This is a genomic window from Acinetobacter sp. AL9, assembly GCF_041464035.1.
Classification (GTDB): domain Bacteria; phylum Pseudomonadota; class Gammaproteobacteria; order Pseudomonadales; family Moraxellaceae; genus Acinetobacter; species Acinetobacter towneri.
The window spans coordinates 12,592-37,200 of the sequence record NZ_JAYFSK010000024.1 but is presented as its reverse complement, the minus strand read 5'-3'; the positions used below and the strand labels follow the sequence as shown (position 1 = coordinate 37,200).

Sequence of the window (24,609 nt, the reverse complement as noted above, 5' to 3'; positions counted from 1 at the left end):
TAAACATCGTTCGATTGCTGGTTTTTTAGCAGGCGTATTTTCTTCACTATGTGCGTATCAACTTTGCCAAAAGAATAAGCCTAAAATTCATGTGATTAAATCTTTGGCTTATCCGTAACTGGGGTTACATTACGTTGTTTGAAATTAAGAAAACAGCAGGTGATTTTTTAAATGCTGTAGGTATTGAATACCAAGCTACAATAAATAAAGACCCAATAGTTGAGTTACAAGAGCAAGAATTAGAACAAGAAGAAATACCCGATGATGAAACAGTAACTAAAGTAATTAATGAAACAGCAAAATATTCAACTGAAGATTTTATTATTCGCAGATTACATCAACATTTAAACGGTTATCAGTTTGAAGAATTTGTCGCTCATTTGCTTGAATGCATGGGGTATGTTGCTAGGGTTACTCAGAGGTCGGGTGATGGCGGTGTTGATGTTATTGCTCACAAGGATACACTTGGCTTCGAACCCCCTATTATTAAGGTTCAATGTAAAAAAACTTTAACATCTAATGGCTTACCTGAAATAAATCAACTTTTAGGTACTCTTGAAGATGGCGAATATGCTTTATTTGTTAATCTTGGAAGTTATAGTAATCAAGCAAAGAGTAAAGCTACGAATAAATCACGGTTAAGACTTATTGATGGTAAAGAGATTGTAGAGTTAATTTATCGTTATTATGAAGATTTTAAACCACAATATAGAGCTTTAATCCCTTTAAAGCAGGTTTTTATTCCTGATATTGGTGACTAATTCCTAGTATCGTCAGGATTTGTTGCCTAAACATTCAGAAGCCGAATTTTCCGAAATCCATTCAAATTTAAGTAACAACTCGGATATGTGGTCTGTCTAAGTCCGTAAATTTATTTAATGTAGTCATACGTACATGAATCTTAAAAGAAAATTCTACTTTTAGATTATTTTATTTTAGGGGGATTACGATCTTCCAATAATTTGATGCAATTTAGCTAAAACTTCCTTTTAACAAAAAACCAGTGAATTTTACAATTCACTGGTTTTTGAAATGACATTATGTAGAGCGCATGGGCAGATGAACCACCCATGCAGCGCAATGCACTTAATTAATCGAATCATCCAAGTTTGGAGCTAACCAACGCTTCGCTTCATCTAAACTCCAGCCTTTACGCTGTGCATAATCTTCAAGCTGATCTAACGAGATTTTACCCGCGTTAAAGTACTCAGAAGCAGGGTTGGCATAGTAGAAGCCGCTCACAGATGAAGGCGGCCACATTGCAAAGCTGCTGGTCAGCTGTGTGCCAATCTTTTCAGTCGAACCTAACCAGTTAAACAGTGTGGCTTTTTCAGAGTGCTCAGGGCACGCAGGATAGCCCGGTGCAGGACGAATCCCTACATATTTCTCTTTAATCAGCTCTTCATTGCTTAGCTGCTCATTCGGCTGATAGCCCCAGAATTCTTTACGAATACGCTCATGCAAATGCTCTGCAAATGCTTCTGCAAAACGGTCACCCAAAGACTGCACCAAAATGGCAGAATAGTCATCGCCTTTGGCTTTAAACTCATTGGCCATTTCTTCCGCACCAAAAATCGACACGGTAAAGCCGCCCAAGTAATCTTGCCCTTGCTCTGTAGTTGCGACAAAGTCTGCCAAAGACAAGTTTGGTTTACCTGTGACTTTGTCTGACTGTTGACGAATATGATGGAAGGTATGCGTTACTTGATTACGTGCTGCATCATATACTTGTACTGAATCTGCCGCAGAACGGTTGGCAGGGTAAATCCCAAAGACTGCACGTGCATCAAAGCGATTATTTGCAATAATATCTTTGAGCATGGCTTGCGCTTGGTTATATAAGTCGGTTGCAGCTTCGCCCACCACTTCATCTTCCAGGATTTTCGGGAATTTGCCCGCCAAACTCCAAGAAATAAAGAATGGTGTCCAGTCAAAGTATGGCAACAAGGTTTCAAGCGGGTAATTGGTCAGCACTTGTGTACCAATTAATTTTGGTACTGCAGGCGTGTAGTTGTCCCAATCAATTTTTAAACCATTGTCGATGGCTTCTGCATACGACAATTTCGCAGCTTTTGGTTGCTTATTGGCAATACGTTCACGAATTTTAGCGTATTCCGCACGATGCTCTGCAACAAAAGCAGGTTTCATTTCAGGGGAGAGTAAGGTTGTCGCAACACCAACGGCACGCGAAGCATCGGCAACATAAATCACTGCATCATTTGAGAACTGTGGATCAATTTTAACTGCAGTATGTGCTTTAGATGTGGTTGCGCCACCAATCAACAATGGAATGTTAAAGCCTTTACGCTGCATTTCTTTGGCAACAAAAACCATTTCATCTAAAGATGGGGTAATCAGACCAGACAAGCCAATGATATCGACTTTTTCGTCAATGGCAGTTTGCAGGATTTTTTCTGCAGGTACCATCACACCGAGATCGACAATATCGTATCCATTACAGCCCAAGACTACGCCCACAATATTTTTACCAATGTCGTGAACGTCGCCTTTTACCGTTGCCATCAAGACTTTACCTTTAGACTGACCTTCGGTTTTTTCAGCTTCGATGTACGGGTTGAGCCATGCAACGGCTTGTTTCATCACACGGGCAGATTTCACCACTTGTGGCAGGAACATTTTACCTGCACCAAACAAGTCACCGACCACGTTCATGCCATCCATCAACGGGCCTTCAATCACATCTAATGGACGTTTGGCTTTCAGGCGCGCTTCTTCGGTGTCTTCATTAATAAAGGTGGTGATGCCTTTAACTAAAGCGTACTCAAGACGTTTTTCGACAGATTCACTACGCCATTCTAAGTTTTCTTCGGCTTTTTGTGCGCCTGATTGACCACGATATTTTTCTGCCACTTCTAGCAGTTTTTCTGTGGCATCCTGACCGCTTTCACCTTGGTTCTGGTTCAGAATAACGGCTTCAACTGCTTCTTTCAGTTCTTTCGGGATGTCATCGTAAATTGCCAACTGACCTGCGTTGACAATCCCCATGGTCATGCCTTGCTGAATAGCGTGATATAGGAATACCGCGTGAATGGCTTCACGTACAGGTTCGTTACCACGGAATGAGAAAGATACGTTCGATACACCGCCTGAAATCATGGCATGCGGCAGGTTTTGTTTAATCCAGCCTGTGGCTTCAATAAAATCGACTGCGTAGTTGTTGTGTTCTTCAATACCTGTCGCAACTGCAAACACGTTCGGGTCAAAAATAATGTCTTCGGCAGGGAAGCCAACATCATTGACCAAAACGTCATAAGAGCGTTTACAAATTTCGCGCTTACGTGCCACAGTATCGGCTTGTCCGACTTCGTCAAAGGCCATAACAATGACAGCTGCGCCGTATTGGCGGCAGAGGCGGGCTTTTTCGACAAACTCGTCATAACCTTCTTTTAAGGAAATAGAGTTGACAATGGCTTTACCTTGTACGCATTTCAAGCCTGCTTCAATGATTTCCCATTTAGAGGAGTCAATCATGATAGGTACGCGAGAAATATCAGGCTCAGATGCCACCAAGTTCAGGAAGTGCACCATCGCACCTTCTGAATCGAGCATGCCTTCATCCATGTTGATGTCGATGATTTGCGCACCGCTTTCTACCTGTTGACGAGCAACATCTAAGGCTTCGGCAAAGTTTTCTTCACGAATTAAACGCAGGAATTTTTTAGAACCTGTGACGTTGGTACGTTCGCCCACGTTTACAAATAAAGAGTCATCATAAATGTTAAATGGTTCTAAACCACTTAAACGGCATGCAGGTTTAATCTCTGGAATTTTACGCGGTGGAATGTCTTTTACCGCATTGTAAATCGCGCGGATATGATCAGGCGTTGTACCACAGCAACCGCCTGTAATATTGATCAAGCCGCTTTCAGCAAATTCTTTGAGGAAAGCTGCGGTTTCTTCAGGCGTTTCATCATAACCACCAAATGCGTTGGGTAAGCCCGCGTTCGGGTGTGCAGAAACAAACACATCGGCAACGTCTGAAACGGTTTTAACGTGTGGACGCATGGCATCTGCGCCCAAAGCACAGTTAAAACCAATTGAAAGTAAATCGCCATGACGTACCGAGTTCCAGAAAGCTTCTGCAGTTTGACCCGTTAAGGTACGTCCTGAAGCATCGGTAATGGTACCTGAAATCATCAACGGCAATTCACGCCCGAGCTGTTTAAACACTTCTTTGACCGCAAAAATCGCAGCTTTACAGTTTAAGGTGTCAAATACAGTTTCAATGAGCAGGATATCTGCACCACCTTCAATTAAGGCATGCGCAGCTTCAATATAGTTTTCTTTGAGTGCATCAAAGCTAATGTTACGAAATGCAGGGTCGTTTACATTTGGTGAAATTGAACAGGTACGCGATGTTGGCCCAAGTACACCTGCCACAAAACGTGGTTTGTCTGGTGTTGAATATTTTTCACAGGCAGCTTTGGCTAAACGCGCTGCTTCGCGGTTAATTTCTGGAACCAAATCTTCCATGTGATAGTCAGACATAGAAACACGTGTGCCGTTAAAGCTGTTGGTTTCAATAATGTCTGCACCCGCATCTAAGTAGGCTTCGTGAATACCCTGAATAATGTGCGGTTGGGTCAGTACCAATAAATCATTGTTGCCTTTGAGGTCATGTGCCCAATCTGCAAAACGCTCACCACGATAATCGGCTTCTTCCAATTGATGGCGTTGAATCATAGTACCCATAGCACCATCGATAATTAAAATTCTTTGGGCAAGAAGCGCTTTCAGGGTGGTAAGCGTGGACATAAAAAACCCTTTATGACTGAATCCGAAATGAGCGCTATTTTAGCAGAGTTCGCACGGCTTTCGTGCACTTGAAGCGACCAGAGCGAGTGGAAGTCGTAAAAATAGTGCATAAAGCAGTATTTTTAGGATTTTGCTGTAGCTTTTGAACCTAAATAAAAGTTGTGATGAGGAACATTCTAATTTTGATTTTACTTTGATGCGTCATCGCTTTGTCATATTGCTCAGGCAAAATTGGCTCACGGTAAATTTTGTCTGAAAATTTTAGGCAAATATGACAAAGGTGTAACAATCTAAATTTGAGAGAATGGCATAAGAAAAGTAGGTTTATTTATTCTAAGTGTTTAAATTTAAATGTTAATTTTAATTTTATGCACAAAAAAAACAGCTTAAAGTGTGAAAATAAAGTATGAAAGTTGCTTTATATAGCAGCTCTTTGTCATATAATTGTCACAATTTAATTGAACAATAAGGGGATTTTAAATCCTCTTTTCTGCTTGCATGAATTCTAATCCAACTCCTGTAGATTCAGCACACAAGTCGACCACTAAATCGACCAATGTTCATGTGCCTACACCGAAATTTTTTATGCCGGTGTTTTTAACGATCATCGTTTCTACCCTTATTTATATTGGTTTCCAATTGTCTGCGGACTTATCCCACGTGCCTGCGCTAAGCATGTACTCGGTGATTTTATTGGCGACCGCTTTATTCATTGCCTTAGGCTTTGAATTTGTGAATGGTTTCCACGACACAGCTAACGCAGTGGCAACGGTTATTTATACCAATGCCCTGTCTGCACCTGTGGCAGTAATGTGGGCGGGTTTCTGTAACTTCCTTGGGGTGATGGTCGCCAGTGGCGCAGTTGCCTACGGTATTATTGCCTTACTTCCAGTCGAATTGATTATGAATGTCGGTTCAGGCGCAGGCTTTGCCATGGTTTTTGCCATGTTGATTGGCGCGATTGTCTGGAACTTAGGAACGTGGTTTTTCGGTATTCCTGCTTCAAGTTCGCACACTTTAATCGGTTCGATTTTAGGTGTGGGGATTATGAACTACTTGCTGAACTCAGGTGCGGGTGCAAGTGGCGTAGACATGGAACAAGTCATGAAAGTGGGCAAGGCTTTATTGTTCTCGCCACTGATTGGTTTTGCCTTTGCTGCGATTTTGTTCTTCTTGGTGAAAAAAATCTTCAAGAAACAAATGGAGTTGTTCCAGCCACCTGAAGGCAATAAGCCACCACCACCACTGATTCGTGCCATTCTAATTTTTACTTGTACTGGGGTAAGTTTTGCGCATGGTTCAAACGATGGTCAAAAGGGCATGGGTTTAATTATGTTGATTTTGATCGGGATTGTGCCGTTGGCGTACTCGTTAAATAAAGAGTTAGACCAAAACCACATTCAATCGTTCCAACAGCTTTCAACGCAAACAGCTGATGTGATTTATGCACAACATGTCGATATGCCAGATGAAAAAGCACGTCAGGTCATCACTAGCTATATTCAGACCAAAGAAATTACCCCTGAAGTCGTGCCTGCTTTGGCAAGCTTAACTGACCATTTGGGTGAGCGTGTGGGTCAATATGGCAACTTGAAAGATGTGCCTGAAGCTGAAGTAGCAGAAATGCGTAATGATATGTATTTAAGCACGACTTCATTCAAGCGTTTAGACAAAGCCAATGCCTTGCCTGAAATGTCGGAAGAACAGAAAAAAGTGGTTAAAAGCTACCGCAGCCATTTAGATTCATTCTTACAATACATTCCAACTTGGGTCAAAGTTGCCGTTGCCTTAGCACTAGGCTTGGGTACGATGGTCGGCTGGAAACGTATTGTGGTGACTGTTGGTGAACGTATCGGTAAGCAGCACATGACTTATGGTCAAGGTATGTCTGCCGAGCTTGTGGCAATGTCAACTATTGCTGCTGCAGATGGTTTGGGGATGCCAGTTTCAACTACACACGTACTGAACAGTGCGGTGGCAGGTACCATGGTGGCAAATAAATCGGGTCTGAATTTCCAAATGGTGCGTACAATTCTTTCGGCTTGGATTTTCACTTTACCTGCGACAATTTGTTTATCGGGTAGCTTGTTCTGGTTGTTCTTAAAAGTGTTTTAATCCATTCTCAACTTTTTTGAGTGGTTGAAAAAAGCGCTGTGATGATACAGCGCTTTTTTTATACCTGCAGATCAGTCTAGAGAAATATTTGCAGGCAAGTTTTTGAATAGATAGATTAGCGGTTTACATTACTTTTTAAATTTTTGGATGACTTTGTCCAGCGGTAATTTATCTGCAGCAAAGCCATAGAGCGCAGCGAAAGGTAGGGCCGTTCGTGCCAAATACGCCACGCGCCACAATCCACCATGGTTCGCACCTTCCATCATCAATTCGAGCGGATGCTCAAGTTTCACTTCAGGATTGGCTGCCGAGTTTGGATTGCGTAAGTCATGAATCCACAATGCCGCCATAATCGCATTGGTGGTTTCAGGGCTAAATGCTTCAACATCAAACAAACTTGCGCCACTAAATGCTGCTTTGAGTAATGGATTTTTGGTCACAGAGTGTGTGGTGGTCGAAGGTGCAATATTGATGCTGACATGCTGTCCTTGATGACGCGCTAAAATTGCACGCCATTGCTGGATGCGTTTTGCTAAAGCATAGTTTGGCCCTTGTTCAACCACCAAACAGTCGGCAATACCATAATGTTGACCATTGTCTGAAGCAATTAAATTATGCAGATTCTTTTGGAAGAAATGACTGCGTGAAATGGTTTCAATACTTTTGGTGAGTAGCTTTTGCCCTTGTGAACGCTGCTGAAACTTCTCTGCCGATGCGCTAATCACTTCTTCAGGAACGGCATAAACATCGGTTGGGGTACACATAAACATAAGGCTGCTATCAGCTTTGTGTTCGCTGACATATTGCATAATGGCATCCATCGCCATCGCAACACGCACGTGTTTTTCACCATCTAAATAGGCAATGGCTGCTAAATCTAGCGTTTCAGGTTTTTGAGCTAACCATTGTGCAATTTCTGGGGTTTGTGTCAGTAGATTTGCACCCAACTGTTCTGTTAAAATATCAAGTGGGGTATCTGCAGCGAGTTGTGTTGTACTGGGTGCATATAAGGTGGCATTGCCTTGTTGCACAGTGCTTAAAATTTTATTCCACACACGGCTATTTGGTAAATCGACTGCAATAATATTGGCTTTCCATTTGGCTAACCATGTGAGTGGCCCTGCTTCTGAAGCTGCACCAAATAGCACCATGTTACGGTCAGACAAATCAAACCATTCAGGATGCGCCATTGCAGCATTTAACGCTTCGGCATGACTTGGTTCAATAATGCCTGCTGCTAGCCAAATTGCAATTTGATCTAGTAGAGCTTGACCTTGTAACTTTTGCCCACGATACGGCACATACCATTCGGGTGCTGCTTGGCTGCTGCCTTGTAATTTAAAGGTATGTAAAGTTTCAGTAGGCAAGAGCATGACATCTTTCAGCACATATTTTTGCTCATGACGATAAAACTCAAAACTTTGATGAGCTTTTCTTAAACCATCTTCTGCAATTTGAATTGCGTTAGCTTGTTCACGAATACCATTGGTCACGAGGGCTTTAAAGTATTTTGGATAGTGTTTACGCCAGTTTTTTTCTGCCAAAGCATCGACTGAGCTTTGATGATCGACTGTGGCTAAGGCTTCGGCAATAATTTGTTTACCCGTGCTTGAGGTGCTGGGTTTATGATTTTCTGGATGAATTGGAAACTGTAAGCCATCGTAAGAAGTGGACATGCAAAAACTCGCAAACTAAATTGAAATTAATATACAGATGTATACATTATCTATGCCAAGTTGCGATATGGGGTAGCAAAAACTACCAAAATTGAGTGAAATTTGAATAAAAAAACCTTCACGAAGTGTAAAGGTTTTTAATGTGAATGAAATGTTGTTGAGATTTAAAGGTTAGTGTTTAAATGTCTAGGTTCGAATCATAAATGAGTCTGATGCTGTATCAACAATGTTTTATTCACTCAGACCAACAGCTTAACAACGTCCTTTTTTCGCCTGACCTGGAGGACAAAAATCACCATCACCATGCGGATGTTGGTGTGGATAATAGCCTTTCGGGTAGATCGTGCGGTCAGGATCAATCACTACACTGCCTTCAGGGGTATGTACGGCACAGGCGCTTAATCCTAGACTGAGTAACAGGGCGCTTAGAAGTGCAAACTTTTTCATGGCTGACTCCTGATTGCTTGATAGTTTTAGTCTTTATATTCTTAGTATAAGTGCTTGTCGAGTAACTGCATGTTATTTGTTGTGTGCTTTATGCTGTATTGGATCATTCAGATGCTTTCATCAATCAAAAATACTTATCAGCAGTTCATAAAATGACGATTGAAAGTCGTTTTTCCCAATGAGAGAGGCTGAAGATGAGAGGCAATAAATGATGGTGTTAAGCGGATTTATGAAAGCAGTCTATTGACGGATTTGAAAATTCTTTAAAGTAGCAACGACTCAGTGGTAGATGTACCGAGTCGTTATAGTTTCAAAAGTTAAAACGGCAGTTGCGCCAGTTTATTCAGGAAGTGAGGCAAGATGCGTGGTTCAATTAAAATAGTCACAATCACACCATAGGCCGCACCCCATAAATGCGCACTGTGATTAATATTGGAATTGCCGCGTTTACCCGACCAAATGCTATACGCTACATACAGTATTGCAAAAATAATGGCAGGCACTGGAATAAAGAACACGAAAATCAACTTCCACGGCTCAAACAAAATATAGGCAAACAACACCGCAGATACAGCACCAGATGCGCCTAAGCTCGCCCAACGATGGTCATTTTTATGCTTTAAATAACTTGGAATAATCGCGGCAATCAAACCACCCAAATAGAATAAAACAAAGCCTAAATCATAGACGTATTGGCGATAAAAACTTTCAATAATGCTGCCAAAGAAAAACAGGGTAATCATATTGAACAGCAAATGCGCACCATCGGCATGCACAAAACCATGGGTAATGAAGCGATCATATTGTCCACGTTGCATGGCAGGCGGCCAAAAGATCAGGCGATTCATTAATTCTTGTTTGGAAAATGCCAACATAGACACAATGACCGTAATAATGATAATGGTCACGGTATGATTAAAAGGTAAATCGAGCATAAACGCCTATTCTTTTACTTGAATTCTGCTGTAATAATGCATCAAAACTGAGTTTGAGTCGAACTTTAGGAATAAATCCGACAATTTTGGTTGATTTTTTTTTATTCCCCCGCATCTTCAGTTAAAATAGCCACTTCAGCTTGAGGAAATTATTGTTATGTCGACTGAGAACAGCAGCACAGCAGTTGTAGATGAAATTCCAAACTTATTGATTACGCCAACTGCTCAAGAGTATTTGAAGGATTTATTGGCAAAGCAAAATACACCGGGTATTGGTGTGCGTGTTTTTGTGGAAAATCCTGGTACACCGCGTGCTGAATGTTGCATGGCTTATAGTGCGCCCGATGAAGTTGTACCTACAGACTACAAACAGGAATATCCAGACTTTCCTGCATTTATTGATACGCCGTCTATTCCGTATTTATTGGATGCCGTAATTGACTACAACAAAGACCGTTTTGGTGGTCAATTGACTTTCCGTGCACCGAACTCAAAAGTGCCACGCGTAGGCCCAGATGCTTCAGTAGAAGAACGCATTACTTATGTTTTACAGTCTGAAATTAACCCAGGTTTAGCAGGGCATGGTGGTAACTGTGCTTTGGTTGAAGTGGTTGAAGATGAAGAACACGGCTTAACTGCAGTATTGAAATTTGGTGGCGGTTGCCAAGGATGTTCAGCGATTGATGTGACTTTAAAGCAAGGTGTTGAAACAACCTTGAAACAACACGTACCTGAATTGATGCGTGTGGTGGATCAGACTGACCACAGTCAATCTGAAGGTGCTTATTTTAAATAAGCTCTAAGCCTCGCTTAAAAATAACCTCCTAAATTTTAGGAGGTTATTTTTTATCTGAAATTGTCAACAGACCCTATTCATTCGTTTGTAGATTTAAAATTTGTTGTGTTTTTTCAGAATAATAAAATTCCTCTAAATAATGGCGCGCACGTTGCTTTAAATAGCCTTCAGCGATCATTTTTTGAATGACTGGATTTAACAGTTGTTGTAATTGATGTTGGACTAGCGCTTCATCAATATTTAAGTCGTGCAATAACAAATCAAAAGGTCGTGCTTGATTGCGTACATACCACGCATACACACCATCATGCACTTGCTGTTTCAAATAGTCACTTTGGCGTAAATGATCCCAAATTTCATGTCCTAAATTGACAGTTTGAGATAGGTCTTGCACTTCAATATAGTTTTTTAAAACGGAAAGTGGCAAATCTTTAATTTTGTGCCATAAATTGGCTTGGAAGTGATACAGTTTTTCCTCATCAAAATGTTGATTAAGCACCGACTCGCTCATTTGAGTCAGCTTCTGCACATTTTTTTGCAAATAATGCTGAATGGTCTGGTCTAAATTGGTATCGGTAACGCTTTCCAAAACCGATTTACCCATTTTCATAAAACGCGATACGCCAGGCACGCTTTTGGCGATCACCGAATTATCCATATAATCCTGAATGGAATGTTGAATGAGTTGGGTAATCATGGCGGCAAAGGCAGGATTATTCACCACGGCTTTAATCAAACGCTGACGATGTCCACTTTTACTTGCAACATATTGTGCAATTTTGTCGATGGTCAGCACAGGTATCACATCGGCAATTTTACTGCTGTCATTAACAGGGTGTACCAGTGCAAAACGAATATGCTCAGCAATTTGTTCCACTAAAAATGAACTGGCAGGTGTATTTAAAATTTGATGTTGAATCAGTTGATGAATGGCTTCAGATGTCCATAAATCTTGTAAGCTTTGTTTGCGAAACCATTGGTAAAACTGCACAAATTCAGTTTGTACCATTTCACTTTGGTTAAATTCTTGATCTAAAAAATCAAGCTGAGCTTCAATTAGTTGCTCAATGATGGGATGTTTCTGCATGAAGGTTTTATATAATAATTAATTTAGAGGAATCAGTTTATCAGCAAGTGGGTTTTTTAGGTTCTGAGTTTTAGCCAGAAACGGCAAATAATATTGTGCGACTTGTTTTTCAGCTTCCAATAACGGCATGTGTCCAACATTATTAAGAATCACAGGTGTTTCGGCGCGTTTGAGTAAAGATTGTAATTCCTTCGCCACTTCAACATTAATAATGCGATCTTGCTTACCCCATAAAATCAGGGTCGGTGCTTCAATTGATCCTGCTAAACGTGCAAATGAGTCTGGAGTATAAATATGGTTGAGTTTGACAATTTGCTCAATTGCTTTACGGGTTTGTTCTGAGCGAGAAATCAGGACTTCTTCTTGCGCATGTTGAATTTGTGAGGTCATGGCAGGCGGGCTTTGCATGATTTGTTTGGCGACGTCGGCTAAATCGCCATGTTTGCTCACAATTAAGTCATTTAAAGATAATGGATTTTTGGTGTAAGGCGTATTAGCAAGTTTATAAATGCCTGCACTATTGAGTAAAAATAAACTTTGCGTATCAAAAGGATATTGCGAGGCATACACGGTTGCAATTGAGCCGCCTAAAGAATGTCCTGCCACGTGTAAGTTTTCTTCACAGTCAATTGCTTCAATAAATTGACGCAGTTGTGAAGTTACATTCGGAACTGAATTATCAAAATTGCTTGGAGTTTTGGTGTCACCGCTATTGGGTAAATCTGGAATAATCACATGATAATGTGGGGTTAAAAATTGCGCGACACGGTTCCAATTATCACGTGTGCCTGCCAAACCATGAATCAATAAAATTGTGGGTTTGCTGTGCGAGCCACCTTCGTTATAGCTCCAGACGACATCTCCAACACGAATGCTTTTAGAGCTTAGTCCTGCTTGTTTGCGCTGTTGCTGAAAATGATTTTGTAATAGTTTAAGTTCAGTTGCGTTGCTGTTACTGGCGTTATTGTTTTTTGTGAAGGTATATGGATTGGGCGCAGCGCTTTGCACAAGGCAAGATGTACTTAGTCCCAAAGCCAATAAAGTCGTATGTAGATAACGTGATCGAATAAATTTCATCATGAAAACGTCTTCCCCTGACGAACCCAAAACAGGCTCCAATAATGATAGGCACTAGCTCTTAGGTCTAATTGCACAAGTGTATTCTGTCTATTGTAGGCGTTTAAAAATGAAAGTCATCCCTTGCTTTTTTGATCAAAGCTTTGAAATTGGTAGAAAATGTGACCTATCTCAATAAAAAGTGAAAAAATTTATAACAAAAATGAATAAAGAAAAGCGCAGCTGCATATTTTTTTGCAAGTGACATTCATAAAAACTGGCTTTAGAATATCGCAACTTCAAAGATCGGTGGTAAATCAAGAATGCTAACAGCTCAAGAAGCTTTAGAACGTCTTAAACAAGGAAACCAACGTTTTGTTTCTGGTGATACCAGACATCCGAAGCAATTGTCGCACCAACAGCGTGCAGAAATGGCAGAAGACCAAAATCCATTTGCCATTATTTTAGGATGTTCAGATTCACGTGTTCCTGCAGAAATGGTATTTGACCAAGGATTGGGTGATCTTTTTGTAATTCGTGTTGCGGGCAATGTGGTTGCGCCATCACAGGTAGGTAGTGTTGAATTTGCGGCAGAGCGTTATGACTGTGCTGTGGTTGTTGTCTTAGGACACAGTCACTGTGGTGCAATTCAAGCGACAATTGATACTTTAATGTGCCCAGACTGTCCACCATCGGCAAATTTAATGTCGATTGTGAACCGTGTTCGCCCTTCAGTTGAAACCTTAATGCAGACTGAACTGAAAAATGATTTGGCGAAATTGTCTAAGCATGCAGTACGTTCCAATGTATTTGCATCGGTAAATCAATTGCGTCATGGTTCAGCAGTTTTAGAAAACCTGATTGAACAAGGTCAGTTGAAAGTAGTCGGTGCAGAATATTCACTGGAAACAGGTGAAGTGGTTTTTTTTGATTTTTAATCCGAACCGCACAGCAATTAGATTTTCCTCAAAGGCGCTTTATAAAGCGCCTTTGATATATGGATAAGCATTATTTAGCAAAATAGGCTGAGCTTTGGCATTTGGATGAATTAAATCTTTTTGCATCAATTGCTTATTGCCCGCAATACCTTCCATAAAAAATGGCAGTAATTTGACTTTATATTGCTGACTCACCACTTTATAGTTATTTTCAAATGCTTTGCTATACGCCGAGCCGTAATTTGGCGGCATTTTCATCCCAAAAATCACCACTTTCGCTTTGGCTTTTTGGCTATGCTGAATTAAGTTCGCTAAATTTTTTTGAATCATTTGTGGCGGTTGTCCACGCAAGCCATCATTTCCGCCTAACTCAATGACTACAACGTCTGGACGATGGGTCTGCAGCAATTTAGGCAGACGCGCCAAAGCACCACTGGTGGTTTCGCCACTGACACTTGCATTGACCACTTTATGCTGTTTCGGATACTGTTGTTCTAAACGTTTTTGCAATAAGTGAACCCAACCTTGTTGTGGTTGTATGCCGTAACCTGCACTTAAGCTGTCACCTACAATCATAATGGTTTTTGCAGATACCACGAGTGGGCTGAAACATAGTCCGAGCAGCAACACACGCGGGAAGACACGACTAGTTAGATTGCGATTTTGCATAATGGGAAACGTATGACTCAAAACACTAAAGAATCTAATATCATGCCACAAACGATTATTTCTGCCCAAAATTTGACACAAAAGATACAACTTGCACAAAAACAATTGACCATTTTTGAGAATTTAAACTTCGATATTCAGGAAGGTGAACAAGTGGCCATTACAGGTCGTTCGGGTTCAGGAAAATCGACCTTATTGGGTATTTTGGCAACATTAGATCAGGCCAGCAGTGGAAAATTGGTGGTATGTGGTGAGTCAATTGCAGAATTAAACGAAGAACAACGTGCAGAAGTTCGTTTAAAGCATATTGGTTTTGTGTTCCAGTCATTTCAGTTATTGCCGCATTTAACTGCGCTAGAAAATGTGATGTTGCCCCTGCGTTTGCAGGAAAAATTTAAATATGCAGCAGCAGAACAAAAAGCTCTGAATTTGTTGAAACGTGTCGGTTTAGAGCGTCAGGCACAGCAAACGCCGAAAGTGCTTTCGGGAGGAGAGCAACAACGTGTCGCCATTGCACGCGCTTTAATTCGTGAACCTAAAATTATTTTTGCCGATGAACCGACAGGAAATTTGGATGGTGAAACTGCAACTGAAATTGAGCAATTGCTATTTGAGTTGAACCGCGAGTTGGGCACAACTTTGGTGTTGGTCACGCACGACCCGAAACTGGCGGCACAATGTCAGCGCCATTACGCCTTAATTGATGGACAATTGGTTGAGCAATTTGCAGCTAAGCCAACTGCTGCTATAACAGGAGGATGAAATGAACGCATTATTTCATCCACTGTTAAAGCAGAGTTTTAAAAGCAGTGGTGTCTATTTATTGATTATTGCGCTGACTTTGGCGATTAGCGCGACCACGGCCTTAAAGTTTAGTAATGAGCAAATTCAAAATGCAGTGGCGTTGCAAGCGGCAGAAATGCTGGCGGGTGATTTAGTACTGAGTGACAATGAACCCATTGCACAAGACTGGCAGGATCAGGTGACTGCACATCAATTACAACAGTCGAATGTGACTGTATTTAGTTCGATGGCACATACTCAAGCGCAATTTGTGATGGTGAATGTCAAAGCGATTGAGCATAATTTTCCGTTACGCGGTGAGTTGCGGGTCAGTCCTGCAGCGGACAAGATCCAGTCTGGCGAAATTTGGCTGAGCCAACGTGCTATGGATTTACTTCACGTTAAACTGGGTGAAACGGTGAATATTGCCGATGCAGCATTTACCGTGACTGCCAAAATTGAACATGATTCTAATCAGGAACTCGGTTTTTCAGGTTTTTCGCCGACAGTGATTATTTCACAGGCCGATGTAGCACGCACCCACGCCATTCAAGTGGGTAGCCGTATAGATTACCGTTTGTTGTTAGCAGGCAGCGCCAAAGATACGCAAAATTTTGAGCAATATTTTAAAACGCATACACAGCAGCCTGCACATGCGCAGCAAACAGCCAACCCTGAACAAAACTTTGAAGAACAAAGCAGTTTAAGACTACGCAATGCCAGTGAAGGCAATACGCGCTTAATGCGCCCAATTGCCAATTTAGATACCTTTTTACAGTTGGCTAACATCCTGACCATTTTATTGTGCGGGATTGCGATTGGTTTGACCAGTCAGCGTTATGTACAACAAAATCAGGATCATATCGCCTTGTTGCGTTGTATTGGTGCGAGTAAGCGTCAAATTTTAGCCGCTTATTTAGCGTTGCTGGCTTTGGTCTTAATTATTGCTATGGGCATTGGCAGTATATTGGGCGTGACCTTGGGCTATGCTTTGTTGCAAATCATGCTGCAACTGATTCCGCATTTGGAAATTCAATTTTCAGCCATAGAAATGTTGCTTGGGCCATTGCCAATCGCTATGCTCACCAGTGCTGTCGTGTTGTTGGGTTTTGTACTGCCTAATTTATTGCAATTGCTGAATACCGCACCAATCCGCGTGATTCGCCAGCAAGACAAAAACATGCGTGCTTGGTGGTGGATGCTGCTTACAGGAACGCTAAGTCTGATCGTATTTTGTGTGGTCTTGACCGAAAGTGTAGTGCTCAGTGCATGGGTGATTGGTGCGATTATTGCACTGTGTGTGTTGCTGTATGGGATGGTGTGGGGTGTATTAAAATTATTGCGTCATTCTAAAGGCAGGCTCGCAGCCTATATTCGTGCGCCTGCTGTCACGGCCTTTCAAATTACCGCATTGGCTTTAGGATTAAGTTTGATTACGGTACTTGCAGTGTTGCGTACTGACTTGTTAGATCGTTGGCAACAACAATTGCCCGAAGGAACACCCAATCAGTTTGTTTACGGCTTGCCACCGTTTGATATGCCTGAGTTTCAACAACAATTAACGCAGCAGCAGTGGCACAGCACGCCACTTTATCCAAATATACGTGGGCGTTTGGTCGCCAAAAATGATCAACCTTTTGCCGACGCCTTAATTCAGCAAAGCAATACGTTAAGACGCGAACTCAACCTGACACAGTCTGACCGTTATCCTGCCGATAATATCATTGTAAATGGGCAAGCCAATTTCAGTGCAGTGGGACAAGTGTCAGTAGAAGCAGATACGGCTGCCGAGTTGGGCATTCAAATTGGTGATCGACTCAGTTTTAGTTTGCCTGAAGGCATACTTGAAGCCGAAGTGATTAATCTGCGTACGGTGGAGTGGGAAAGCTTTAGTCCAAATTTTTTCTTTATTTTTTCACCGCACACTATGGATGAAAATGCAGGCAGTTATTTGGGCAGTTTCTATGTGCCTGAAGCAGATAAACCGAAACTAATTCAATTGATTCAGCAATTTGCCAACACAGTGTTTATTGATGTCAGCCTAATTTTGGATGAAATTAAACGCATTGTGAATGTGTTGGTGCAGATCATCACCATTTTAGCCATTTTGGTGAGTGTGTCTGGGCTGTTGGTATTAATCGCGTGTTTAAACTTGCTGATGGATGAGCGCAAACGCGAAGTCGCATTACTGCGTTCTTTTGGTAGTTCTAAACAAAAACTCAAACGTATGTTGAGTCTGGAAATCGGTTTTATGGGCTTTATAGCGGGAATAGTGGCGTGTTTATTTGCCGAAGTCATTAGTGCTGTTGCCAGTTACCGCATGGATTTAATGCTGCAACCACATTGGGAAATCTGGCTGATTTTGCCTGTATTTATGACCGTGCTGTGTGCCTTGATTGGACGTTATCGTTTAAGTTATTTATGCGATATTCCGCCACTGCAAAGTTTAAGGGAGATGAATCAGTCCTGATTCATCTCTAGTTGATGTTGTTTTACTTGCTGTAAAGGTTGATTGTTCAACCCAGACTGCGTTGCATCATGCTAAGCAGTTCTTGCCAAAGGGGTTGAATTGGAGCAAGCAGTTTATGGCAATACCAGTAAAATGCAGCACAACCCAATGGTGCAAGGAGCATCGCAAAACTGTTCACTAAGTTACTGTGTTTGCTGCGTTGTCCAAGGTACCAAATGAGTGTCATGGCTGCGCCCATGAGCATGCCGCCAATATGTGCAGCATTATTAATGCCACTGATCATAAAGCCCATACCTAAGTTCAGTGCCATCACCATCACCAAAGTCTTGCCATCCAACAGAAATTTTTGGCGAGGTAATTGGGGCAATAACGCCAATACCGTCAGTGCAGCTCCAAGTCCCATCACTGCACCCGATGCACCTGCACCCACGCTAGGTAACAGCTTTGGATTAGCGACACCTTGTTCGAGCAGGGTATAGCTGTCTTGAATGCTGACATAGCCACTAAGCAGGCTACCCATCAAACCTGCGCAAACATATAACACTATAAAATAGACACGCCCAAACAACTGTTCACTGACGCTGCCAAAAATATACAAGGCCCACATATTTAACATTAAATGTACTAAACCGAAATGAAAAAACATGCTGCTGAACAGGCGAATGGGTTCCGCCAAAAAGGTTAAAGGTGCATAATCAGCACCCCAGCGTATTGCATCTTGCGGGCTAGGATTGCTAATGTTCATGCCGTTGAGCACTTGCCATGCAAACAAAGCCACGTTTATTGCAATCAGGGCTGCGGTAATCCACCACAGGTGAATTTCAACTTTATTGTTGCGCAGGTTTGGGGGATGTTGGGACATATATTTGAATATTGTGTCGTAGTGATCAATCTAAGCTTAACACGAAAAAATAACGCTTCAGGAGCCATGCACCAAGATGAAAGCTTTTTTTATACGAACTTTGTTAATTCTTGTCAGTGTGGTGCTTTTGGTTCAATTATGGATTTTTAGCAGCTTGGTGTGGTGGCGTACGCAGCCTGTGCAATCGACCATGATGATGCGTTTGGATTATTGGGCTGAACCGAGTAAGCCTATACAACATCAATGGCGCGACTATGACCAACTCAGTGATAATTTAAAGCGAGCTGTGGTGACTGCCGAAGATGGCAAATTTATGCAACATCATGGCTTTGACTGGGAAGGTATTCAAACTGCGCTGGAACGGAACAAAGATGAAGGCAAGGTTGTTGCAGGTGGTTCCACAATTTCTCAGCAGCTCGCCAAGAATTTGTTTTTATACAATAAGCGATCTTTTTTGCGTAAAGGGCAAGAAGTTGTGGCGACATGGATGATGGAACGCATGTGGTCAAAGCAGCGTATTTTAGAGGTCTATCTCAACTCGGTAGAATTTGGCGATAATATTTATGGTGCCGAAGCTGCGGCACAGCATTATTTTGGCAAAAGTGCAAAAAGTTTAAGCCGTGATCAAGCAATTTTCTTGGCTGCGATTTTAACCAATCCAAAATATTTTCAGGAACATCGTAATGCGGGGGCATTAAAAGCCCGTAAACAGATGGTGCAGCGCTATATGCGTTATGCGGAAATTCCCTAAATTGAGCGAAAACAAACTATAAAATGTGAAAATATCCACAAAGCCTAATTTTTTAGGCTTTTTTTATGAAAATGTCACAAAATTGAAGCATACTTGTAGCAGTGCCAAACATTTTAAAAAAGCATAGGTGGGTATGAATACGGCAACAGGCGCGACTCCTGCGCAAACAGAATATACATATAATGATCGCTACATTAACCGCGAACTGTCTATTTTAGATTTCCATTTGCGCGTGCTTGAGCAAGCTGTCGATCCGTTGCATCCTTTGTTGGAACGCATGAACTTCCTGCTGATTTTTTCACGTAACTTGGATGAGTTTTTTGAAATTCGTGTTGCGGGCATGATGGAACAATTGGACTTGGGCAATGAAAGCCGTAGTCCAGATGGTTTAACCCCTAAGCAGGTGTTAGATCAAATTTCTAAAACAGCACATGCTGCTATTGAACGCCAGTACCGTATTTTAAATCAGGAAATTTTGCCAAAATTACGTGAAGAAGACATTTGTTTCTTACGTCGTGGTGAATTAACCCCTGCACAATCGGCATGGGTGAAAAAATATTTCCAAGAGCAAGTTGCCCCTGTATTAACCCCAATTAGCCTAGACCCTGCACATCCATTTCCACGTTTGGTCAATAAAAGTCTGAATTTTATTGTGACTTTAGAAGGGAAAGATGCTTTTGGTCGTCAAATTGATTTGGCGGTTGTTCCTGCTCCTCGTTCATTACCACGTGTAGTGCGTTTACCCGATGAACTTACAGGCGGTAAAGAGCACCACGTCATGCTTTCAGCAATTATTCATGAGCATGTGTCTGACTTATTCCCGGGCATGACTGCGACTGGATGCTATCAATTCCGTGTGACCCGTAATGCAGATTTGGCCTTAAATGAAGATGTAGAAGACTTGGCCAAAGCCCTAAAAGGCGAATTAAACTCACGCCGTTTTGGTCGTGCGGTACGTTTAGAAGTAACGCACAACTGCCCGAAAGCCATTTATGATTATTTGCTAGATGAGTTCGATCTTGAAGAAGAACAACTTTATAAAGTAGATGGCCCAGTGAACTTGGCGCGTTTATTGTCTAATTTTAAACGTCCACATTTACGTTATGATTCACATACACCCGCCATTCCAAAGGTGTTAAAAAAGTCTGAAAATATTTTTTCAGCGATGCAAAAGCAAGACATTTTATTACACCATCCGTTTGAATCTTTTGCACCCGTGATTAACTTGCTGCGTGAAGCTGCACGTGATCCACAAGTCTTGGCAATCAAACAAACTTTATATCGTAGTGGCGCAGATTCTGAAATTGTACAAGTGCTTGCAGAGGCTGCACGAAACGGTAAAGAAGTGACTGCGGTGATTGAACTGCGTGCACGTTTTGATGAAGAATCTAACATTGCTGTGGCTAACGTGTTGCAAGAAGCGGGCGCTGTGGTTGTGTACGGTATTGTGGGGTATAAAACCCACGCCAAAATGATTTTGGTGGTGCGCCGTGAAAATAATAAATTGGTGCGTTATGTACATTTAGGCACAGGTAACTACCACGCAGGCAATGCGCGTATTTATACCGACTATGGTTTACTGACCACAGACAAAGAGCTGTGTGAAGATGTGCATCGTATTTTCCAAGAGCTAACAGGCATGGGTAAAATGGCAAAACTGAAAAAGTTGTTGCATGCACCATTTACCCTGCACGCACAGTTGGTGAATTATATTGATGAAGAAATTGCCAATGCTAAAGCAGGTAAGCCCGCACAAATTATTGTGAAAGTGAATGCACTGACTGAAATGCAATTGATCAATAAATTGTACGAGGCGTCTCAGGCGGGTGTGCAAATTGATCTCATCATCCGTTCAATTTGCTGCTTGCGCCCAGGTTTGCCGGGCTTATCGGAAAATATCCGTGTGCGTTCGATTGTCGGACGTTTCCTTGAACATACCCGTGTCTATTATTTCTCTAATAATGGCAATCCACGTATTTATTGTTCAAGTGCTGACTGGATGGATCGTAACTTATTTAACCGCGTTGAAGCGTGTTTCCCAATTGAAGATCCAGCTTTGAAAAAGCGTATTTATGAGCAAGGTTTATTGACCTACATGCAAGACAATCAACAGGCGTGGCTGTTGCAGGGTGATGGAACTTGGGTGCGTGTAAAAGCAGCTGAGGGTGAAGAACCACACAATGCGCAGCGTATCCTGACCGATAGTATTGTTTAGTTTCAAACATTTATAACAGGTAAAAAGAGCGATGCCAGACATCGCTCTTTTTTTGTTTCTAATTAATTGTTTGATGCTTATTTAATACTTATGTTTTTGATTTATCTTTTATATTGATCAGCTTAAGAAAAACAGCACATCGCATCATCCGCATTCATAATTTTCCGATAAATACTTTTCACATAACCATGCACCAGTTGTTCCGAAGCATGCAAGTTGGCTGCGACTTGTTGTGAGGGCAAACCTTGTCCTGAAAGCGCCAATATTTCATGTTCAGTTTTAGAGAGTGCCAAAGAATGGCCATGTGCGACAATGGATTGTTCGCAGGCTAAAATTTCATTGGCCAAGTTGACATCTAGCGGTGAGCCACCACGTAAAATAGTGCGAATCTGGTTTTGCATGCCTGTAGCAGATTGGTCGCTAAAGACATAGGCTGAAATGCCTAAATGGATGGCTTGTAGCAATTGTTTGGGCATACTGGAAGGCAGCACTGCCACAATTAAGGTGTCTTTACGGAAATGTTTGAGATTTTGAATAAAATCAATTTGAGCTTTTGACCAAGACTGTAAATTGATAAATACCAAATTAGGTAAATGTTGCTGCACCATCAACACTGCATTTGCGAGCGATGAGCTACAAAGCAAAACCTCTTTAGGGTAGCCAAAATTTTGTAAAATGTGGCTTAAATTTTTTAGTGCTTCTACCTGATCATCAATCAGCAGAACAGGTACAGGTAAAATGAGATCTCTGTGAATCATGGCAATTACTCCTGTGCTGTTCTATAAATAATTTTGATAAATAGATTGTGCGTGATATTGCTGTAACTGAATATCCTTAAATATAGTGATTTTTATATAAAAAGGGTAAATATAAGTAATTGTTGCTGAATATTTTTTTTGAAATGTGTTGAAAATGTGAGTAATGTAACTCGATACCGTTCTTTCGTTCAGTGGTAAGAGTGAATTGTTGAATTTGTGATGAATCTCACATTTTAAAACTTATTCATATTTATAAGTCACTTAAATCATAGTGAACTGCAAAAACAATACGCATTTTTGAACGAAAAATAAAAAAGGAGCCATGTTGGCTCCTTAATGAAATGTTGGATCGTGTGTCTAAATTTAGACTGCGTTTTGAGTGATTTTCTGTAAAATCTGCAGCAAAACGTCAAATTCACTTTGTAATGGCGTGCTTTTACGCGTCACTAAAGCCAAAGTACGGCTTGGTGCAGCCTCAATACTTTTGATCTGTAAATCTGGATTCGATTTGATCATGGCATTATGAATTGCAATTTCAGGCAATAGGGTAAAGCCTAAATTTGCAGACACCATTTCAACCAAGGTCGGCAAAGAGCTGGCTTTTAAACGATGATCGTTTTTGCGTTCACCAATCGGGCAAGCACTTAAAGTGTGATCACGTAAGCAATGACCTTCTTCAAGCAGCATTAAACGCGATAAATCCAAATCATCTAAAGAATTGGCCTGCGCCGATTTTTGATCGCCCTTGTGATAAACCAAGAACAAATCTTCTTTAGAAATTTCAGCCACTTTCAAACCACGCGTATCGAATGGCAGGGCTAACACCACCATATCTAAATTGCCGTGTTCCAGTTTTTCGACAATTTTTTCACTTTGCGCTTCGTGTAAATGCAATTGAATTTTAGGTAGCTGCTTATGTACTTCATCTAACAGTTGCGCCAAAATAAATGGGGCAATGGTTGGAATTACGCCTAAGTGTAAATCACCTGTGAGAGGCTCACTCATTTCACGGCTTAAACGCATTAAGTCCTGTGCATCTGCTAACAGAACACGGGCGCGTACTACGACTTGTTCACCCAATGGGGTTAAACGTACATTCTGTCGATCACGTTCTACCAGTACGCCGCCAAGCAGGCGCTCCAGTTCCATGATACCGCCAGACAAAGTCGACTGAGTTACAAAAGAACGGCGAGCCGCTTCTGTAAAATGTAACGTTTCAGACAGTGTAACGAGGTATGACAGCTGTCTTAAAGATGGTAATGCAGCCATAGTGTCCTAATGATTATGATTTAAAGTGGTGAGCAAACAGTTCGCTAAGATGAGGAATAAAGTGTGGAGGAATATCATGCCCCATTCCTTTGATTAATTCAAACTTAGCGCCCGGAATCGCTTTCGCAACAGCCTTACCATGCCCTGGTGGGAGCAAACGATCTTGCGAACCATGTACCACAAGGGTAGGTTGCTGAATTTGTTTGTCCAGTTGTAGCAACGAGCCTGTACATAATATTGCTAAAAACTGTTGAAGTACACCCGCAGGGTAATAACTTCGCTGATATAATTTGCGTGCAGTTTGCATCGCTTCGAGTTGATTCACATAGCCTGGTGAGCCTATCACCTTAAAGAGTTTTAAACTATGATCAACAATGCCATTTTCATCTTGCGATTTTGGTCTTTCTAGCAAACTGAACAGTTGTTTCGGAAATGGTGGTGGTAAAAAAGGCTGGTTATTACTGGTAAATAATAAGCCTAAATTATTCACGCGATCTGCATATTTGGCTGCCAAAATTTGTGCAATCATGCCGCCCATAGAAGCACCAATCACCTCGGTCTTTTCAATGCCTAAGCGCTCTAATAGCAATGCAGCATCATCCGCCATATCAAATAAGTTATAAGGCGCACCGTGGTTTTGCAGACCTAAGCTAAAACGCCCCATCATTTTATAGGTGTTCAGACGCGGGCCTTTGTGGCGAATTTTGGATGACAAACCAATATCGCGGTTGTCATAGCGAATGACACGATAGCCCTGATCAATCAGTGATTTACAAAAGAAATCGGGCCAGTACAACATTTGTGCGCCTAAACCCATAATCAGCAAAATAGGTGGATCTTCAGTTTTGCCGCCCACTTCGACATGCAGCTGAATTCCGTTGCCTAAATCGACTTTGGTTTCGTGCATAAATGCCGTATAGGGCGATGTGGTGAACTGAAGTGCACTATTCATGTTGTGATCCTCATGTCAGGCAAGGGCGAAATCAATCGCCCTTTATTGTTTTTA

The 24,609-nt window shown here is 41.6% G+C and carries 19 protein-coding genes and 1 pseudogene; 9 read left to right on the top strand and 11 right to left on the bottom strand.

Features of this window, described 5'->3' with window-relative positions; genetic code table 11:
* Both ACEO2X_RS07475 and ACEO2X_RS07470 read left to right on the top strand, forming a co-directional pair.
* Positions 1-118, top strand: a pseudogene (locus ACEO2X_RS07475) (IS982 family transposase); the annotation flags it as partial.
* Between the two features lie 16 nt (positions 119-134).
* Positions 135-761: a restriction endonuclease gene (locus ACEO2X_RS07470; protein WP_371971485.1), complete on the top strand. Its 627-nt coding sequence runs from the start codon at positions 135-137 to the stop codon at positions 759-761.
* A gap of 325 nt (positions 762-1,086) precedes the next feature.
* Here ACEO2X_RS07470 and metH read toward each other — a convergent pair whose 3' ends face one another.
* A complete protein-coding gene (gene metH, locus ACEO2X_RS07465; RefSeq protein ID WP_131261618.1) occupies positions 1,087-4,776 on the bottom strand; it encodes a methionine synthase in 3,690 nt (1,229 codons plus the stop codon).
* Between the two features lie 498 nt (positions 4,777-5,274).
* Here metH and ACEO2X_RS07460 point away from each other — a divergent pair, with 498 nt between their 5' ends.
* Positions 5,275-6,891 carry an inorganic phosphate transporter gene (locus tag ACEO2X_RS07460; RefSeq protein ID WP_371971484.1) on the top strand — a complete coding sequence of 539 codons (1,617 nt, stop codon included), beginning with the start codon at positions 5,275-5,277 and terminating at the stop codon, positions 6,889-6,891.
* A 128-nt stretch (positions 6,892-7,019) separates the two neighbouring features.
* On the opposite strand, the gene ACEO2X_RS07455 is transcribed toward ACEO2X_RS07460, so the two are convergent.
* The 3 genes from ACEO2X_RS07455 to ACEO2X_RS07445 all read right to left on the bottom strand — a co-directional run bounded on the left by ACEO2X_RS07455 (position 7,020) and on the right by ACEO2X_RS07445 (position 9,949).
* Positions 7,020-8,567 (bottom strand): hypothetical protein, encoded by a 1,548-nt coding sequence (locus tag ACEO2X_RS07455; protein ID WP_004972044.1) that lies wholly within the window; start codon positions 8,565-8,567, stop codon positions 7,020-7,022.
* Between the two features lie 252 nt (positions 8,568-8,819).
* Positions 8,820-9,014 (bottom strand): hypothetical protein, encoded by a 195-nt coding sequence (locus tag ACEO2X_RS07450; protein WP_004972042.1) that lies wholly within the window; start codon positions 9,012-9,014, stop codon positions 8,820-8,822.
* Positions 9,015-9,331: 317 nt separating this feature from the next.
* Positions 9,332-9,949: a rhomboid family intramembrane serine protease gene (locus ACEO2X_RS07445; RefSeq protein ID WP_004972041.1), complete on the bottom strand. Its 618-nt coding sequence runs from the start codon at positions 9,947-9,949 to the stop codon at positions 9,332-9,334.
* A 157-nt stretch (positions 9,950-10,106) separates the two neighbouring features.
* Between ACEO2X_RS07445 and nfuA the strand changes: the two genes are divergently transcribed.
* Positions 10,107-10,745, top strand: a complete 639-nt coding sequence (gene nfuA, locus ACEO2X_RS07440; RefSeq protein ID WP_096900978.1) for a Fe-S biogenesis protein NfuA — start codon at positions 10,107-10,109, stop codon at positions 10,743-10,745.
* A gap of 73 nt (positions 10,746-10,818) precedes the next feature.
* On the opposite strand, the gene ACEO2X_RS07435 is transcribed toward nfuA, so the two are convergent.
* Together ACEO2X_RS07435 and ACEO2X_RS07430 are read right to left on the bottom strand one after the other, a co-directional pair.
* Positions 10,819-11,832 (bottom strand): hypothetical protein, encoded by a 1,014-nt coding sequence (locus ACEO2X_RS07435; RefSeq protein WP_154320946.1) that lies wholly within the window; start codon positions 11,830-11,832, stop codon positions 10,819-10,821.
* Between the two features lie 18 nt (positions 11,833-11,850).
* The gene (locus tag ACEO2X_RS07430) at positions 11,851-12,912 is read right to left on the bottom strand and encodes an alpha/beta fold hydrolase (protein WP_154320945.1); all 1,062 of its coding nucleotides are present in this window, start codon (positions 12,910-12,912) and stop codon (positions 11,851-11,853) included.
* 299 nt (positions 12,913-13,211) lie between these two features.
* Here ACEO2X_RS07430 and ACEO2X_RS07425 point away from each other — a divergent pair, with 299 nt between their 5' ends.
* Positions 13,212-13,826 carry a carbonic anhydrase gene (locus tag ACEO2X_RS07425; protein ID WP_004972031.1) on the top strand — a complete coding sequence of 205 codons (615 nt, stop codon included), beginning with the start codon at positions 13,212-13,214 and terminating at the stop codon, positions 13,824-13,826.
* 39 nt (positions 13,827-13,865) lie between these two features.
* Here the strand turns inward: ACEO2X_RS07425 and ACEO2X_RS07420 are convergent, their stop codons facing one another.
* Positions 13,866-14,495, bottom strand: coding sequence for an arylesterase (locus ACEO2X_RS07420; protein WP_234113847.1), 630 nt, complete (start codon positions 14,493-14,495; stop codon positions 13,866-13,868).
* A gap of 12 nt (positions 14,496-14,507) precedes the next feature.
* Here ACEO2X_RS07420 and ACEO2X_RS07415 point away from each other — a divergent pair, with 12 nt between their 5' ends.
* Positions 14,508-15,257, top strand: a complete 750-nt coding sequence (locus ACEO2X_RS07415) for an ABC transporter ATP-binding protein (protein WP_179993570.1) — start codon at positions 14,508-14,510, stop codon at positions 15,255-15,257.
* A 1-nt stretch (position 15,258) separates the two neighbouring features.
* On the top strand, positions 15,259-17,748 hold the full coding sequence (locus ACEO2X_RS07410) for an ABC transporter permease (protein ID WP_371971480.1): 2,490 nt from the start codon (positions 15,259-15,261) through the stop codon (positions 17,746-17,748).
* Between the two features lie 46 nt (positions 17,749-17,794).
* Here the strand turns inward: ACEO2X_RS07410 and ACEO2X_RS07405 are convergent, their stop codons facing one another.
* Complete coding sequence (locus tag ACEO2X_RS07405) at positions 17,795-18,610, bottom strand: rhomboid family intramembrane serine protease (RefSeq protein WP_004972022.1); 816 nt, start codon at positions 18,608-18,610, stop codon at positions 17,795-17,797.
* 76 nt (positions 18,611-18,686) lie between these two features.
* On the opposite strand from ACEO2X_RS07405, the gene mtgA reads away from it, so the two are divergent.
* Both mtgA and ppk1 read left to right on the top strand, forming a co-directional pair.
* The gene (mtgA, locus tag ACEO2X_RS07400) at positions 18,687-19,361 is read left to right on the top strand and encodes a monofunctional biosynthetic peptidoglycan transglycosylase (protein ID WP_004972019.1); all 675 of its coding nucleotides are present in this window, start codon (positions 18,687-18,689) and stop codon (positions 19,359-19,361) included.
* Between the two features lie 133 nt (positions 19,362-19,494).
* Positions 19,495-21,576, top strand: coding sequence for a polyphosphate kinase 1 (gene ppk1 / locus ACEO2X_RS07395; RefSeq protein ID WP_096900973.1), 2,082 nt, complete (start codon positions 19,495-19,497; stop codon positions 21,574-21,576).
* A 122-nt stretch (positions 21,577-21,698) separates the two neighbouring features.
* On the opposite strand, the gene ACEO2X_RS07390 is transcribed toward ppk1, so the two are convergent.
* The 3 genes from ACEO2X_RS07390 to ACEO2X_RS07380 form a co-directional block, all read right to left on the bottom strand.
* Positions 21,699-22,334, bottom strand: coding sequence for a LuxR C-terminal-related transcriptional regulator (locus tag ACEO2X_RS07390; RefSeq protein ID WP_180112175.1), 636 nt, complete (start codon positions 22,332-22,334; stop codon positions 21,699-21,701).
* A gap of 363 nt (positions 22,335-22,697) precedes the next feature.
* Positions 22,698-23,603: a LysR family transcriptional regulator OxyR gene (gene oxyR / locus ACEO2X_RS07385; protein ID WP_371971479.1), complete on the bottom strand. Its 906-nt coding sequence runs from the start codon at positions 23,601-23,603 to the stop codon at positions 22,698-22,700.
* A 13-nt stretch (positions 23,604-23,616) separates the two neighbouring features.
* Entirely contained in the window at positions 23,617-24,555 is a 939-nt protein-coding gene (locus ACEO2X_RS07380; protein WP_154320942.1) for an alpha/beta fold hydrolase, read from the bottom strand.
* Positions 24,556-24,609: the final 54 nt, after the last annotated feature.